Source organism: Streptomyces sp. NBC_01012 (assembly GCF_045162755.1).
Taxonomy (GTDB): Bacteria; Actinomycetota; Actinomycetes; order Streptomycetales; family Streptomycetaceae; genus Streptomyces.
The window spans coordinates 4,249,278-4,264,902 of the sequence record NZ_CP108688.1; the positions used below are offsets into that span (position 1 = coordinate 4,249,278).

Annotated in this window: 14 protein-coding genes; 5 read left to right on the forward strand and 9 right to left on the reverse strand. The window is 71.7% G+C overall.

Features of this window, described 5'->3' with window-relative positions; all coding sequences use genetic code 11:
- The first annotated feature begins 312 nt into the window (after positions 1-312).
- Complete coding sequence (locus tag OG623_RS19210) at positions 313-1,008, forward strand: M23 family metallopeptidase (RefSeq protein WP_406147963.1); 696 nt, start codon at positions 313-315, stop codon at positions 1,006-1,008.
- Between the two features lie 47 nt (positions 1,009-1,055).
- On the opposite strand, the gene OG623_RS19215 is transcribed toward OG623_RS19210, so the two are convergent.
- A complete protein-coding gene (locus tag OG623_RS19215; RefSeq protein WP_406147964.1) occupies positions 1,056-1,646 on the reverse strand; it encodes a TetR/AcrR family transcriptional regulator in 591 nt (196 codons plus the stop codon).
- 136 nt (positions 1,647-1,782) lie between these two features.
- Between OG623_RS19215 and OG623_RS19220 the strand changes: the two genes are divergently transcribed.
- A complete protein-coding gene (locus OG623_RS19220; protein ID WP_406147966.1) occupies positions 1,783-3,375 on the forward strand; it encodes an MDR family MFS transporter in 1,593 nt (530 codons plus the stop codon).
- A 69-nt stretch (positions 3,376-3,444) separates the two neighbouring features.
- On the opposite strand, the gene cseC is transcribed toward OG623_RS19220, so the two are convergent.
- The 5 genes from cseC to OG623_RS19245 form a co-directional block, all read right to left on the reverse strand.
- Positions 3,445-4,767: a two-component system sensor histidine kinase CseC gene (cseC, locus tag OG623_RS19225; protein ID WP_406147968.1), complete on the reverse strand. Its 1,323-nt coding sequence runs from the start codon at positions 4,765-4,767 to the stop codon at positions 3,445-3,447.
- On the reverse strand, positions 4,764-5,474 hold the full coding sequence (cseB, locus tag OG623_RS19230; RefSeq protein ID WP_406147970.1) for a two-component system response regulator CseB: 711 nt from the start codon (positions 5,472-5,474) through the stop codon (positions 4,764-4,766). Before cseB ends, cseC begins: the two co-directional genes overlap by 4 nt.
- A gap of 12 nt (positions 5,475-5,486) precedes the next feature.
- Positions 5,487-6,098 carry a hypothetical protein gene (locus tag OG623_RS19235; protein WP_406147971.1) on the reverse strand — a complete coding sequence of 204 codons (612 nt, stop codon included), beginning with the start codon at positions 6,096-6,098 and terminating at the stop codon, positions 5,487-5,489.
- Positions 6,099-6,169: 71 nt separating this feature from the next.
- A complete protein-coding gene (locus tag OG623_RS19240) occupies positions 6,170-6,754 on the reverse strand; it encodes a SigE family RNA polymerase sigma factor (RefSeq protein WP_406147972.1) in 585 nt (194 codons plus the stop codon).
- Positions 6,755-6,936: 182 nt separating this feature from the next.
- Positions 6,937-7,839, reverse strand: a complete 903-nt coding sequence (locus tag OG623_RS19245) for an A/G-specific adenine glycosylase (RefSeq protein ID WP_406147974.1) — start codon at positions 7,837-7,839, stop codon at positions 6,937-6,939.
- Between the two features lie 254 nt (positions 7,840-8,093).
- On the opposite strand from OG623_RS19245, the gene OG623_RS19250 reads away from it, so the two are divergent.
- Entirely contained in the window at positions 8,094-8,939 is an 846-nt protein-coding gene (locus OG623_RS19250) for a hypothetical protein (RefSeq protein ID WP_406147976.1), read from the forward strand.
- 52 nt (positions 8,940-8,991) lie between these two features.
- Here OG623_RS19250 and disA read toward each other — a convergent pair whose 3' ends face one another.
- Complete coding sequence (disA, locus tag OG623_RS19255; RefSeq protein ID WP_406147977.1) at positions 8,992-10,116, reverse strand: DNA integrity scanning diadenylate cyclase DisA; 1,125 nt, start codon at positions 10,114-10,116, stop codon at positions 8,992-8,994.
- 80 nt (positions 10,117-10,196) lie between these two features.
- Positions 10,197-11,609 (reverse strand): DNA repair protein RadA, encoded by a 1,413-nt coding sequence (gene radA, locus OG623_RS19260; protein ID WP_406147978.1) that lies wholly within the window; start codon positions 11,607-11,609, stop codon positions 10,197-10,199.
- Between the two features lie 211 nt (positions 11,610-11,820).
- Between radA and OG623_RS19265 the strand changes: the two genes are divergently transcribed.
- Positions 11,821-13,632, forward strand: a complete 1,812-nt coding sequence (locus OG623_RS19265; protein WP_406147979.1) for a BACON domain-containing protein — start codon at positions 11,821-11,823, stop codon at positions 13,630-13,632.
- 117 nt (positions 13,633-13,749) lie between these two features.
- On the opposite strand, the gene OG623_RS19270 is transcribed toward OG623_RS19265, so the two are convergent.
- Positions 13,750-14,589: a hypothetical protein gene (locus OG623_RS19270; RefSeq protein WP_406147981.1), complete on the reverse strand. Its 840-nt coding sequence runs from the start codon at positions 14,587-14,589 to the stop codon at positions 13,750-13,752.
- Positions 14,590-14,621: 32 nt separating this feature from the next.
- On the opposite strand from OG623_RS19270, the gene OG623_RS19275 reads away from it, so the two are divergent.
- Complete coding sequence (locus OG623_RS19275) at positions 14,622-15,569, forward strand: Ppx/GppA family phosphatase (protein WP_406147983.1); 948 nt, start codon at positions 14,622-14,624, stop codon at positions 15,567-15,569.
- Positions 15,570-15,625 lie beyond the last annotated feature (56 nt).

A 15,625-nucleotide genomic window follows, 5' to 3' on the forward strand; every position in this document is an offset into this window, starting at 1 on the left:
GAAGTCGGGGTGGGCGGGCGTGGGACCTTGGTCCCGCCCCGGGCGAGTCCTTAGGCATTCGGGTGAATATGACCGCATTGATGGCCCTTGTCCAGGAAGGGTGCCTGTGGAGCAGGGGTTATGCCCGCTGTGCGATAGATGTCCGCAAGATCGTCCACCGTCGTCGGAGCGATGGACGCGATGAATTCCCGGCGCCTCGGCTACGGCTTTTGATCGTAGATGGGGTGTTTGAGTGTTGCTGGGGGTGCGGGTTACCAAGGTGGAGCAAGCCCGGTCGAGCACCGGGTCCAGTCACCCCGGAGGTTCCCCCGTATGTCGAAGCGCGTTACGTTCCCGCACTCCCGCCGCCCGTCCATGTCCCGCGCCAGTGGCGTCGTCGTGGCCGCAGGCCTGGGTGCGTCGATGGTGTTCGGTGCGGGCGCGGCGTTCGCGTCGTCCGGCACTGCGGACACCGCGGCCATCGCCGGCGTCGCCACCGCCGACTCCGTCGCCAAGCAGGCCACCGCCCAGAGCAAGGCCGCGGCGAAGGCGAAGACCGACAAGGCCGACAAGGCCGAGGCCGCGAAGAAGGCGGCCGCCAAGAAGAAGGCCTCGTGGGAGGCCCCGGTCAGCCACTACGTGCTGAGCGCCACCTACGGCACCGGCGGCGACCGCTGGGCCAGCAAGCACTCCGGTCAGGACTTCGCGGTTCCGATCGGCACCAAGGTCGAGGCCGCTCACACCGGCCGTGTCGTCAAGGCCGGCCCGAACGGTGGCGGCGACGGCCCCGCGTACGGCAACGCCATCGTGATCAAGCACGCGAACGGCAAGTACTCGCAGTACGCGCACCTGTCGAAGATCGAGGTCAAGGTCGGTGACCGGGTGAACACGGGTGACGAGATCGCCAGGTCCGGCAACACCGGTAACTCCAGCGGCCCGCACCTGCACTTCGAGATCCGTACCTCGCCGAACTACGGTTCCGCGCTCGACCCGGTCGCGTACCTGAGGACCGTGCACGTCAAGGTCTGACGCGCGTCCCCGTAGCCGCTGATCCACCAGGGATTACGGGACGGCCCTCAGCCGGCGGGCCCCGGCTCGTGGTCATGGGCCTTGGTCACCAGCTCGAAGGCGACCTCGAGAGCAGCCTTGCGCTTCTCGTCGGGGTCGCCTTCGCTCTCTCTGAGGGCCAGCGTCCCGGCGTGCATCGCGAAGAGCGCGGTGAAGCAGCGCACCTGGTCGATGAGCGGGGCGTCCGGATCCTTGACCAGGTCCACCAGGGCCACGACCCGGTTCTTCATGGTGTGGCCGATACTCAGCTCGCGCACCGTCGCCTGGTTCTCCTGCATGAAGACGAAGAGCGGCGTGGCGGCCTTCAGCGCCTCGCTGTAGCGGACCAGGATCTCCTTCTTCGTCTCCAGGGTGCGCGGCTGCTCCTGACCCCAGGCGATGAGCTCCTCGATCGGCCGGTTCAGGTCCTCGAAGATGCTGATGAGGATGTCTTCCTTGGTCTTGAAGTGGTAGTACAGCGCCGCCTTGGTGACCTGTAGCTGCTCGGAGATCTCGCGGAGCGAGGTCTTCTCGTACCCCTGCTGGGCGAAGAGGTCCATGGCGACGTCCTGGATGCGCTGGCGGGTGTTGCCCCGGCGCGGCTGCGGCGTGCTGTCCATGCGACTCTCCCAAGAACTTACTTGACGCCCGGCTAGTTACGGGTCTACTTTCCTCAGTGTAGCCAACTAGCCGGGCGGCAAGTAAGTGCCGGGTCGGTGGCAGACCGGGTATCAGGGGATCAGGGGAGCGGACGGCATGACGGAACTCAAGAAAGCGACGGCGGACGGGAAAGCGGAACCGCCCGCGCGCAGCGTCCGGGTGGTGATACTCGCGCTGATGATCGCGATGCTGCTGGCCATGCTCGACAACATGATCGTCGGCACCGCGATGCCCACCATCGTCGGCGACCTCGGCGGTATGGAGCACCTGTCCTGGGTCGTTACCGCCTACACCCTGGCCACCGCGGTCTCCACCCCCATCTGGGGCAAGCTCGGCGACATGTACGGACGCAAGGGAATCTTCCTCACGTCCATCGTGATCTTCCTGATCGGCTCGGTGCTGAGCGGAATGGCCCAGGACATGGGCCAGCTGATCGGATTCAGGGCCGTCCAGGGCCTCGGCGCCGGTGGCCTCATGGTCGGCGTCATGGCCATCATCGGGGACCTCGTACCGCCCAGGGAGCGCGGCAAGTACCAGGGCATGATGGCCGGTGTGATGGCCGTCGCCATGATCGGCGGACCGCTGGTCGGCGGCACCATCACCGACCACCTGGGCTGGCGCTGGAGCTTCTACATCAACCTGCCGCTCGGCGCCGTCGCGCTGGCCATGGTCACCGCCGTGCTGCACCTGCCCCGCAAGGAGCGCAGGAAGGCGAAGGTCGACTATCTGGGCACCGCGCTCCTCACCGTCGGCATCACCTCGATCGTGCTGGTCACCACCTGGGGCGGTACGGAGTACGCCTGGGGCTCGGCCGTGATCATGGAGCTCATCGCCCTCGGCGTCGCCTCCCTCGCCGGCTTCTTCTTCGTCGAGAGGAAGGCCGCCGAACCGATCGTGCCGTTCCACATCTTCAGGAACCGCAACTTCACCCTGATGTCCCTGGTCGGCTTCATGGCGGGCTTCGTGATGTTCGGCGCGGTGCTCTTCCTCCCGCTGTTCCAGCAGTCGGTCCAGGGGGCGTCCGCGACCAACTCCGGACTGCTGCTCCTGCCCATGCTGCTCGCGATGATGATCGTCTCGCTGGTCGCGGGCCGGATCACCACCAGCACCGGCCGGTACAAGATCTTCCCGATCCTGGGCAGCATCCTGATGGTCGCCGGTCTGTTCCTGCTGTCCACGATGGACACCGGCACCACGCGCTTCACCTCCGGCGTCTACATGGCGGTGCTCGGCGCGGGCATGGGCTTCCTGATGCAGATCACGATGCTCGTCGCCCAGAACAGCGTCGAGCTCAAGGACATGGGCGTCGCCTCGTCCTCGACCACGCTCTTCCGTACGCTCGGCAGCTCCTTCGGAGTCGCGATCATGGGCGCGCTGTTCACCGGACGGGTGCAGGACGAGATGACGGCACGCGGCGGCGGCGGAGCCACCGAGAAGTCCGCCCAGCTGGACGCGGCGCACCTGGAGATGCTGCCGGCCGCGATGCGCGAGGCGTACCAGTACGCGGTGGCATCCGGTACCCACATCGCCTTCCTGGTGGGCGGCTCGGTCGCGGTGTTCGCCCTGGTGGCGGCGCTGTTCGTCAAGGAGGTCCCGCTGCGCGGCTCGGCGAAGCCGGAGTCCGCACCGGACGACGACGGAACGGCACCCACCCCGCCCGCGGCGGCGAAGGCCACGCAGAACGCCTGAGCGGTCCCTGTCGGTGAACGAGCCCCGGAGACGTCCCGGACATCACGTCCGTCCCGTCGTCCCCGGGGCTCAGTCCTTCCTCGGCTCCCAGAGGACCGGGAAGCTCCCGGTGTTCGTCGGCGCGTGCTCGGGCAGCCACAGCACGGCGACCGCCCCGCCCGTCTCCCCGCCGCCCGCCGGCCCCGCGTTGCGGAACGTCAGCCTGGCCCCCAGGACCCGTGCCTGCCCCGCGGCGATGGTCAGCCCCAGGCCATGGCCGTGCCCTGACCTGTCACTGCTTCCGGTACGGAACCGGCTCGGCCCCTCCCGCACCAGCGCCTCGGGGAACCCCGGGCCATGATCGCGGACCCGCACCACGCGGCCCTCGACCGTGACCTCGACCGGGCCCGCCCCGTGCTTGGCGGCGTTCCCCAGCAGATTGCCCAGGATGCGTTCCAGCCGCCGCGGATCCGTGGACACCCAGGAATCGTGCACCACCCGGACCGTGACCTCCGGATCCAGCAGCCCGATCCGCCGGCTGACGAATTCGCCCAGCTGCAGCTCCTGCAACTCGGCCCGCTCCGACGCGCTGTCCAGCCTGGCCACCTCCAGGACGTCCTCGACCAGGGTCCGCATCGCCTGGGCCCTGTCCCGTACGAGCTCCGTGGGCCGGCCAGGGGGGAGCAGCTCGGCCGCCGTGAGCAGACCGGTCACCGGGGTGCGCAGCTCATGGGCGATGTCGGCGGTGACCCGGCGTTCCGCCTCGATCCGCTCGTTCAGCGCGTCCGTGAGCGCGTCCACGGCCCGGGCCAGCTCGTCGGTCTCGTCCCGTACGACCCCGCCGACGGCCTCCCGTACCCGGACCTCCGTGTTGCCCTGGGCGACCTTGCCGGCCGCTGCCGCCGCCTTGCGCAGCCTCCTGGACAGCTGGCCGCCGATCAGCACGCCCAGCGCGCAGCCGCCGACGACGACCGAGACCGAGCCGATGACGAGGGCCCGGTCGAGGTCACCCATGACCGTGGTGCTGCGGTCGGCGAAGCGGGTGTGCAGGGACAGCACATCGCCGTTGGCCAGCGGTACGGCCGCCCAGACGTCGGGCACCCCGTTCTCGTACTCGTCGACATGGGTGGCGCGCCGGTTCTCCCGGATCTGCGTGCGCAGGCTCGCCGGCAGCGACGGATCGTTGATCTTGGCGCCGAACTTCGGCGACTGCTTCTGCGTGCTGGTCGCCTCGTACAGCCGCTGGGCGAACAGCAGCCGCTCCAGCTGGACCTCGCGCGCGTTCTCCAGCATCGAGACGCGGGCCGCGTTGTGGACGACGAGGCTCAGCGCCAGCGCGATGAGCGCGCCGACCGCCGCGATCGCGACGCTGATCTTCCAGCGGACACCGGTCCGCAGCGCCAGCCGCTTCACGGGCGCAGCTTGTAGCCGAAACCGCGGACCGTCTCGATCCGGTCCTGCCCGATCTTGGTGCGCAGCCGCTGCACATGGACGTCGACGACGCGGGTGTCCCCGCCCCAGCCGTAGTCCCAGACCCGCTCGAGCAGCCTGTCCCGGGAGAGCACCGTGCCGGGCGCCGACGAGAACTCCAGCAGCAGCCGCATCTCCGTCGGGGTCAGTCCCACGTGCGCGCCCCCGCGGCGCACCTCCATGCCCTCCGTGTCGATCTCCACATCACCGAAGACCAGCACACCGTCCGCCCGGTCCTGCACGCCGTCGGCCCCCTCGGGCGCACCGCCCGAACCTGCGGCGTGGCCGAAGCGGCGCAGCACGGCGCGGATCCGGGCGACGAGCACCGCCCCGTCGAACGGCTTGGTGACGTAGTCGTCGGCCCCCGCCTCCAGGCCGAGCACCACATCGATGCTGTCGGCGCGCGCCGACAGCATGACCACGGGCACGGTCGACTCGTCGCGGATGCGCCGGCACAGACTGACCCCGTCCAGGCCCGGCACCATCACATCCAGCAGGGCGATGTCCGGGCGATCCGCCCGGAAGGCCTCGAGGCCCAGCAGCCCGTCCGGCACCGCGGTGACCGTGAAGCCGACCCGCTCCAGAGCGAGCTGGGTGGCCTCACGGATGACGTCGTCGTCCTCGACGAAGAGGACATGGGTCTCGGCCATGGCGAGGGGCTCTCAGTTCTGCGTCGTCTGCGGTGCGGGGAGGTCACCCTCCCCGCTGCCGACAGCTCGGTTGAAGTCGTTGTGCACCCGGTCGGTCTCGGTGAAACCGTCGGTGGCCCAGTGGTAGGTCACGACGTTCTCGCCGGAGGGGTAGGCGACCGAGTCCTTCGATCCGTACACCTGCGTCGTCACGACGAGATCACCCCGGTCGATGGTTCCGTAGACCGCGGGCACCTCGGCGGCGAAGACGTTCCCGTACGTGCCGTCGGAGCGCCGCTGGTAGACGTACGTACCGACGCCCACCGAATCGCCGCAGGTCATGACGTTGACCACGACGTCGGCCTCGGAGCCTCCGGTGAGCGTGCCGTAGGAGGTGTCCACCGGGTACTCGTCGCCGGTGCAGGGCTTCAGATCGTCCTTGAGCTGCCGGCTCGCCTTCGGGTCGCCCTTGACGAGCATCACGGCGTTGACCCGGGAGTACGGCTTCGCCGTCCCGCTGGGCATCGCGCTCGCCGGGGTGTCCCGGGCGGCCTGCTGTGTGCTCGCCGGGCCCTCGTCCCGCGTGCCGTTCCCCCCGGCGGAACAGCCGGCGCACAACAGGCCGAAGGCGGCGAGCCCGGCCACCGCCGTGCTCCCCGCCGCCAGGCCGGCCGCGAATCTCCCGCGGCCCGCCCTCGTCCCCCCGCTGCTGCCTGTCAGGCCGCGCACCGCTCCCGCCCCCGCTCGTCGTGCCGCCCGTCGCGCTGCGCGGGTATCCGCGCCGGCGTCTCCCGGGCCTCATGGCTCCGGGCGGCCCGGTCCTCCAGCTCCTGGCGCAGGCGCGCCAGGGCACGGTGCAGCGTGCTCTTCACCGTGCCGGCGGACATACCGAGCGCCGCGGCCGTCTCCTCCGTACTCATCTGCTCCCAGTGTCGCAGCACGACGACGCTGCGCTGCTTCGGAGCCAGCACTCCGAGTACGTCCATGAGCAGGGCACGGTCGGCGCGCTGCTCGCTGCCGTCGTCGACGCTGGCGTCGGGGAGCTGATCGGTGGGGATCTCGTCGAGCTTGCGGGCCCGCCACCACTCCGTACGCGTGTTGATCATGACGCGGCGCAGATAGGCGTCGGCGAGGGACTTGTCGGCGATGCCGTCCCAGCGGCCGAAGGTGCGGACCAGAGCGGTCTGGAGCAGGTCCTGTGCGTCCAGGGGGTCGGCGACGAGCCGACGCGCACTGCGCAGCAGCGCGTCCTGCCTGGTCCGCACGTACTCCTCGAATCCGAGCACCTCGCCCTGCGCCATCACAACCGCCTCCGATCCCCGTGGTTCCCCGTGTGCGTCGGCCGGGTGGTCCCGTTGCCGACGTCCGGTGACGTTACGGAGGCGTTGTCACGAGGCTGTGCGGAGCAGCCGTAGGCGGACGCACGGCTGCCCATCGGTTGTGTAACAGCCGCTGGACAGCCGGTCCGCCCGAGCGCGGCCTGTCAGGTCAGGGGCAGCCGGTACCGGCCGTTCGCCAGAGGCTCGACCAGACCGTCGGAGACGAGCCCGTCCAGGGCGCGCGCCCGCTGCACGGGCTCCTCCCAGACCGAGTCCAGCGCCGACTGGGGCACCGGTGTGACCGCCTCGCGCAGCACCGCGAGCAGCCGGCCCCGCACCTGCCGGTCCGTGCCCGCGTAGGTCTGGCCACGGCGCGGCGGACCCTGGTGGGCGGGCTTCCCCGCCAGCCGCCAGGCGCACTGTCCGGCGATCGGGCAGCGCGTGCAGTCCTCGTTCTTCGCGGTGCACACGAGTGCGCCGAGCTCCATCGTCGCCGCGGCCCAGCGGGCGGCGCGCTCGTCCTCCTCGGGGAGCAGTGCGCGGGCGAGCTTGCGCTCGGCCGCGGTGGTCGCGTTCGGCGGGTACTGGATGCCGGTGGCGGCCCGGGCGAACACCCTGCGGACGTTCGTGTCCAGCACGGCGTGACGCTGCCCGTACGCGAAGGAGGCCACGGCCGCCGCCGTGTACTCCCCGATCCCGGGCAGTGCGAGCAGCTGACCGTGCTCGCTCGGCACGTCACCGCCGTGGCGTTCCGTTATCGCCTGCGCGGCCCCGTGCAGCCGCAGCGCACGCCGCGGATAACCGAGCCGTCCCCAGGCACGGACGGCTTCGCCCGGTGCGTCGCCGGCCAGGTCGGCGGGGCGCGGCCAGCGGGCCATCCACTGCTCGTAGACCGGGAGGACTCGGACCACCGGGGTCTGCTGCAGCATGAATTCGCTCACCATCACGCCCCAGGCGCCCGCATCGGGGCGGCGCCAGGGCAGATCGCGGGCGTGCTGCTCGAACCACCCGATGACGGGGGTATGGAGGGAGGCGGGGGGCGTCTGTGTCGAAGTCGTGGCAGTCATCGCACCCCCGATCCTGGCACGGAAGGCAGGACATCGGGCACGGCTACGGGGGTGTCGGCCCCGCAGGGCGTCCAAGGAGTGATAACGCCACCCGTTCTGACCCCTCCCGGGGGGCCGGCCGGGGGTCGAGCTGGTGCAAACGGGCCGTAAGTACCCCTGGAACGACCGCTCCATGATGATGATCCGGAAAACTTGTCGATCAGAGCGGCGGTTGGGGGCCGGAGTTGGCGTGGATCTCTCGTACAGTTCGGTCCGTGGGTTCTATGCGCAATCCGGTCGGGCCGCTTCCCTCCAGCATCTACTGGCGTAGGAGAGCAGTAGCGGTGCTGGTGATCGCGCTGCTCGCGGCGCTGGTCCTGTGGGCCGTCACCTCGGGCGGCGGCAGCGGCGGACACGACGACGGGAAGTCCGGAGGCTCGGGCCCCGCCCTGTCCATCACCCCCGGACCTTCGAGCTCGGGCCCTGACACCGGCCAACCCCCCGGCGGACGCGACGAGTCGGACGGCGGGGGCTCCGGTGAGGACGCCGGGGGCTCCGGTGGAGACGGCGGGGACGCCGGGAGCGGATCGGACGGAGCCGGAGGCACGGACGACGACGGGGACGCGGCCGGCGGCGGAGCAGGCGGCTCCGGATCGGCGGGTACGGCCGGGGGCACCGGCGGCAGCACGGGTGGCCAGCAGGTACCGGCCGGATCGTCGATCCCCAACTGCACGTCCGCCGTGCTCCAGTTGAGCCTGAAGACGAAGAACAGCTACGGGCCCGACGACAAGCCGACGTTCGAGCTGAGCGCCAGGAACACCTCGGCCGGCGACTGCAAGGCCGACTTCGGCCCGAAGAACGCGGTGTTCACGGTCACCGAGGCCGGGGAGGACGACGAGCAGATGTGGTCGTCGAAGGACTGCCCGAAGAACGGCTCCCTGTTCCTGAAGATCCCGGCCGGTGCGACGGTCGTCCACACCGTGGAGTGGGACCGCAAGGGGAGCGCGCCCCAGTGCGCGACACCGCCCGTGCGGTCCGCGGGTCCGGGGACGTATCTGCTGGAGGCCAAGGTCCCGGGCGAGGCCGTCCAGCGCGCCTCGTTCGTCCTGGCCAAGGACTGACCCGACCGTGCGGGGCCCCGCCCGGGGCCCCGCACCGTACGGACGGGAGGTCCTAGACGTACCGCTCCAGGATCGAGGACTCCGCGAGCCGCGAGAGTCCCTCGCGGACGCTCCTGGCCCGTGCCTCGCCGACCCCGTCCACGGTCTGGAGGTCGTCCACGCTCGCGGCGAGCAGCTTCTGCAGGCCGCCGAAGTGCTCCACCAGGCGCTCGATGATCGCTCCGGGCAGCCGCGGCACCTTCGCCAGCAGCCGGAAGCCGCGCGGGGAGACGGCCGAGTCCAGCGTCTCGGGCGAGCCGCTGTAGCCCAGCGCCCGTGCCACCACGGGGAGTTCCAGCAGCTCGGTGTGGGTGAGCGTGTCCAGCTCGGCCAGCGCTTCCGCGACCGTACGGGACCGCCTCGCGGTGGGTTCGGGGACGTAGTCGCGGACGACCAGCTCGCGCTCCGGCTCCACGCCGGCGATCAACTCGTCCAGCTGGAGCGCCAGAAGACGGCCGTCGGTGCCCAGCTCCACCACGTACTCGGCGATCTCGGTCGCGATGCGGCGCACCATCTCGAGACGCTGCGAGACCGCGGTGACGTCCCGGACGGTGACCAGGTCCTCGATCTCCAGCGCGGAGAGCGTCCCGGCGACCTCGTCGAGCCTGAGCTTGTACCGCTCCAGGGTGGCGAGCGCCTGGTTGGCGCGGGACAGGATCGCGGAGGACTCCTCCAGGACCCGCCGCTCCCCGTCCACGTACAGCGCGATCAGGCGCATCGACTGGGAGACCGACACCACGGGGAAGCCGCACGCCTTGGAGACGCGGTCCGCCGTGCGGTGGCGGGTGCCCGTCTCCTCGGTGGGGATGGAGGCGTCCGGGACCAGCTGCACGCCGGCCCGGAGGATCTTGGTCATCTCCTTGTCGAGGATCATCGCGCCGTCCAGCTTGCACAGTTCGCGCAGGCGCGTCGCGGCGAACTCCACGTCCAGCACGAAGCCGCCGGTACACATGGATTCGACGGTTTTGTCCATGCCGAGGACGATCAGTCCACCGGTATTGCCACGGAGGATGCGCTCCAGGCCGTCCCGGAGGGCAGTTCCGGGCGCGACAGCGCTCAACGAGGCGCGCATCAGCGCCTCGTTCCCCGTGCCTTGGCCGGACTTTCCGGGCGATGCTGCCCGGTCGTTGGCTGCCACTGCACTCCTCCGGTCACAGGTTTGCGGTGCCCTTGCGTCCCTCATACCGTTCGTACGGGCGGGCGAGACCAGGGCAAAGTCTACCGGCGTGCGCCGTCCTCCTGTGGTCCGTCCGGCCGAGAGCGACGGGGAAGGGCTCTCAGGGCGTCGCCCATGTCGGCCACTTCCGTGACCTTCATACCGGCCGGGACCTTTCCCGGGTCCCTCGGGACCAGGGCGTGCTTGAACCCGAGACGGTACGCCTCGGCCAGCCTGCGCTGGACCCCCGTCACCCTTCTGACCTCCCCGGCGAGGCCCACTTCGCCGATCGCGACGAGGTTCTTCGGGAGCGGTGTGTCGCTGGCGGCGCTGGCCAGCGCGAGGGCGATCGCGAGGTCCGCGGCGGGCTCGGTGAGCTTCACGCCGCCCACCGTCGCGCTGTAGATGTCGCGCTTGCCGAGGGCGCTGATCCGGCCCCGCTGTTCGAGAACGGCCAGCATCATCGAGACCCGGGAGGTCTCCAGGCCCGAGGTGGTGCGCCGGGGTGAGGGGATCTGTGAATCGACCGTCAGCGCCTGCACCTCGGCGACGAGCGGGCGCTTGCCCTCCAGGGTGACCGTCAGGCAGGTGCCGGGAACGGGCTCGTCACGGCGGGTGAGGAAGAGTCCGGAGGGGTCGGCCAGGCCCGTGATGCCCTCGTCGTGCAGCTCGAAGCAGCCGACCTCGTCCGTGGCGCCGTACCGGTTCTTCACGCCTCGGACGAGGCGGAGGCGCGCGTGCCGGTCGCCCTCGAAGGAGAGCACCACATCGACCAGGTGTTCCAGGAGGCGTGGTCCCGCGATGGCGCCGTCCTTGGTGACATGGCCCACCAGCAGCGTCGCCATGCCGCGCTCCTTGGAGGCTCTGATCAGCGCGCCCGCGACCTCGCGGACCTGGGCCATGCCGCCGGGCGCGCCGTCGAGCTCGGGCGAGGCGACGGTCTGCACGGAGTCGAGGACGAGGAGGGACGGCTTGACCGCGTCCAGATGTCCCAGGACCGCGGAGAGGTCGGTCTCGGCGGCGAGATACAGATGGTCGTTGATCGCGCGGATCCGGTCGGCGCGCATCCGCACCTGGCTCGCGGACTCCTCCGCCGTGACATAGAGCGTGCGGTGGTCGTCGGACGCCGCCTTGGCCGCGACGTCGAGCAGCAGCGTCGACTTGCCGACGCCCGGCTCGCCCGCGAGCAGCACGACCGCGCCGGGCACGAGCCCGCCGCCGAGCACGCGGTCCAGCTCGCCGACCCCGGTCGAGCGGGCGGTGGCCTGCCGGGTGTCGACCTGGCCGATCGGCACCGCGGCCGCGGAGACCCGGCCCGCCGCCGTCGTACGGACGGCCGGGGCGCCGCCGAACTCCTCGACCGTCCCCCAGGCCTGGCACTCCGGGCAGCGGCCGAGCCATTTGGCCGTCGTCCAGCCGCATTCGGTGCAACGGTAGGACGGGCGGTCCTTCGCGGATTTCGTACGGGCAGCCATGGCGTCACCGTATAGGTGGGGTCTGACAGCGCAGGGCCGGGTGGGGTCGGACGGCGGCGGGCGTGAGCGCCGAGGTCGAACATGCGCTCGATGCGGTATTTCCGGTGGAATCTGGGATTCCTGTCCCCTTTCGAGTGAGACCGTCACCCGTAAGGATTAAATGTCGGAAAGTGCTGTCAGGGTTCCGCCCGTATCTGCCTACGGTCGCCACGTGACGAGCAGCAGGCAGGAGACCCCCACACACACCACCGGCGCACACCGGGCGCACCGCCGAGAGGCCGGCCCCTCGGCGCGGCGGTCGTCCGCACGGTTCGAGCCGCACCTCGACGGCCTGTTCACCTACTGCCTCTCCGTGCTCTGCGACCACGAGGCGGCCACCGAGGCGCTCGGCGCGGTCCTGGCCATCGCCGAGCGGCAGGACGGCCGGTGCCCCACGGCCGAGGAGGAACGTAAATCCTGGCTGTACGCCCTGGCCAGATGGACATGTCTGCGGGCGCTCACCGAGCAGGGGCGCGGCCGTCAGGCACACCGGCGGCCGGCCCCGCGTGCCACCGCCCGGCCCGACGGCGCCCGCGCGTCCCGTGCCGAGGACGCCCACGGAGCCGCCGAGGAGACCGGCGCCGCCGTGGGCCCGGCGGAGTCCCCCGCGGCCGAAGCGCGTCGGCGTGAACTCGCGCAGCTGGCCTGGCCCGAGGCCGCGGGCACCACCCCGGAGCAGCGCGAGGCGCTGGAGCTCGCCGTGCGCCACGGGCTCACCCCGCGCGCCGTCGCCGCCGTCCTCGGTCTCGACCCCGGCAGCGCCCGGGAGCTCCTGGCCGGCGCGGCCTGCGAGGTGGAGCGCACCCGCGCCGCGCTCGCCGTCGTGGAGCGGGGCGACTGCCCCGCCGTCGCCCGGCTCACCGGCACCCATCAGGTGCTGCTCTCCGCGGCCCTGCGCCGGGAGCTCGTCCGGCACGTCGACGACTGCCCCCGCTGTCGCCGCGCCGCCGAGCGCGCCGGTGCGGCGGGACCCTGGCCGGGCGCGACCGTCACCCCGGCCGCCGCGCTGCCGGTCGTGGAGGCGCCCCGTCCCTCGGTGCACGTCGCCCTGACGCACGCGAGGCGCTCCAGGACCGGCGCCCCCCGTTTCGGCCGCACCGGCTTCCCGCTGGACCCCAAGGACCATGCCGCGCGCCGGGACCGGCTGCGCGCCCGGGTCCTGACGACCACGGTCGTGGCGACGGTCGTCGCCGCCCCGGTGATCGCCCTGTGGGCCGCCTACCGGGGCGCGCCGCTGACCGGGGAGGGCCGCGGCACCTCGGTCACGGCGACGGACGCGGACGGGCGGTCGGGCTCCGACGCCCCGTACGACCACTACGAGAACGCGGGCAACGCCAGTCCCGACGGCGACGACAGCTTCACGGACGGCCCCCGGAGCCCCGATGTCTCGGCCGAGGTCATCAGTGTCGGGGGCGGCAAGGACCCGGCGGCCTCGCTCTCCGTCTCGGCCCGGTCGTCCGGCGGCCGTACGACGATCACGCTGACCGCGACCGGCGAAAGGACCGTCGTCTGGTCGGCCAGGGCGGACGCCCCCTGGCTGCACCTCAGCCGTACGTCCGGCACGGTCGCCCCCGGCCGGAGCGCCACCCTCCAGGTGTTCGTGAACCGCGCGGCCGAGCCCCGGGGCGCGTGGAGCGCCCGCGTCCTGCTGGCCCCGACGGGTTCCGCGGTCGCGATCACGGGCCACGGCGCCCCGCGCCCCGGAAGCCCGCGGCCGTCGCAGGACCCGTCGTCCGGAACCCCGGCCCCCACACCGACCTCCCCGTCCCCGACCACGCCGACGGATCCGGCCCCCGACCCCACGGGATCGGACGATCCCACCGACCCGACGGAGCCCACGGATCCCACGGACCCGACCGGCCCGCCGACGGACCCGGAGCCCACCGAGCCCACCACGCCACCGTCGGACGGCTCCACAGGACCCACCCCGACGTCCGGCCCGTCCACGGAACCGGGCGGCGGTTCATCCAGGCCGGAGAGCTGACGTGCGACGGCGCCCCGGTGCCCGGCGGAACGTTTGTGCGCCGCACGCCGGGGCGCCGCACGCCGGGGCGCCGGCGAGTGGCCGACGGGCCGGACGGCCCGGCCCGGAGGGCCCGCGTCAGGCCGGGTCGGCCGGATGCGGAGCCATCGGCAGCAGCGAGGCAAGACGCTGCTCGCACAGCTCGACCAGCTGGTCGTATGCCTCCTTGCCCATCAGCTCGGTGAGCTCGGGCCGGTAGGAGACATACACCGGGTCACCTGCCCCGTGCGCGGAGGTCGCCGATGTGCACCACCAGTGCAGGTCATGACCGCCCGGGCCCCAGCCCCGGCGGTCGTACTCCCCGATGGAGATCTGGAGCACGCGCGTGTCGTCGGGCCGTTCGATCCAGTCGTACGTACGGCGCACCGGCAGCTGCCAGCACACGTCCGGCTTGGTCTCCAGCGGTTCCCTGCCCTCCTTGAGGGCCAGGATGTGCAGGGAACAGCCCATGCCGCCCGCGAACCCGGGGCGGTTCTGGAAGATGCAGGAGCCCTCCCAGCGCCGCGTCTGGCGCTCGCCGTCCTCGTCCACACCGACCCAGCCGGTGTCCGTACCGACGTCGTGGAACTGCCACAGCTCGGGTGTGAGCCGTGCCACGTGTCCTGCCACCCGCTTCTCGTCGTCCTCGTCCGAGAAGTGCGCGCCCAGCGTGCAGCAGCCGTCGTCCGCGCGGCCCGCCTGGATGCCCTGGCAGCCGCTGCCGAAGATGCAGCTCCACCTGGACGTCAGCCAGGTCAGATCGCAGCGGAAGACCTGCTCGTCGTCGGCGGGGTCGGGGAATTCGACCCAGGCCCGCGCGAAGTCGAGCCCCTTCTCGTCGGGTCCGGTCGCTTCCGGCTGCCGCATCTCCTGCTTCGTCTCCTGCTGCCGCTGCTTCTTCGTGGCTTTGTCCGGCTTCGCCTTTTTCGTCTTTGGCACGAGCCCAGAGTAAGCCGCAGTAGCGTTCCCGTATGAGACTCGGAGTCCTCGACGTGGGATCGAACACGGTGCACCTCCTGGTGGTCGACGCGCATCCCGGTGCGCGCCCGCTGCCCGCCCACTCGCACAAGGCGGAACTGCGGCTCGCCGAACTCCTCGATCCGGACGGGGCGATCGGTCCCGAGGGCGTCGACCGCCTCGTGACGGCGGTCACCGGCGCCCTGCGGGCGGCCGAGGACAAGGGCTGCGAGGACGTGCTGGCGTTCGCCACCTCCGCGGTGCGTGACGCGGGCAACGCGGACGAGGTGCTGGCCCGGGTGCGGGACGAGACCGGAGTCACCCTCGCCGTCCTCAGCGGCGAGGAGGAGGCCCGGCTGACCTTCCTGGCCGCCCGCCGCTGGTTCGGCTGGTCCGCCGGCAAGCTGCTGGTCCTCGACATCGGGGGCGGTTCGCTGGAGGTCGGCTACGGGCTGGACGAGGAGCCCGACGCCGCCGTCTCGCTGCCGTTCGGCGCCGGCCGGCTCACCGCGGGCTGGCTCCCCGGCGACCCGCCGGACCCCACGGACGTGCGGGCGCTGCGCCGTCATGTCCGCGCCGGTATCGCCCGTACGGTCGGTGAGTTCACCAGGCTGGGGCCGCCCGACCATGTCGTCGGGACCTCCAAGACGTTCCGGCAGCTCGCCAGGATCACGGGCGCGGCCCGCTCCGCCGAGGGGCTCTACGTACAGCGGGTCCTCACCCGCAAGGCCCTGGAGGAGTGGGTGGCGAAGCTGTCGCCGATGACCGTCGAGCAGCGCGGTTTTCTGCCCGGGGTCACCGAGGGGCGCGCCGCGCAGCTCCTGGCCGGTGCGCTCGTCGCCGAGGGCGCGATGGACCTGTTCGGGGTCGAGGAGCTGGAGATATGCCCCTGGGCGCTGCGCGAGGGGGTCATCCTGCGCCGGCTCGACCACCTGCCGACGCAGCAGGCGGCCCTGGCCTGATTCCGGCGGCCGGCCCGCATGGGCCATCTCACTTTCAGCCGGGCTCCCTCGGACTC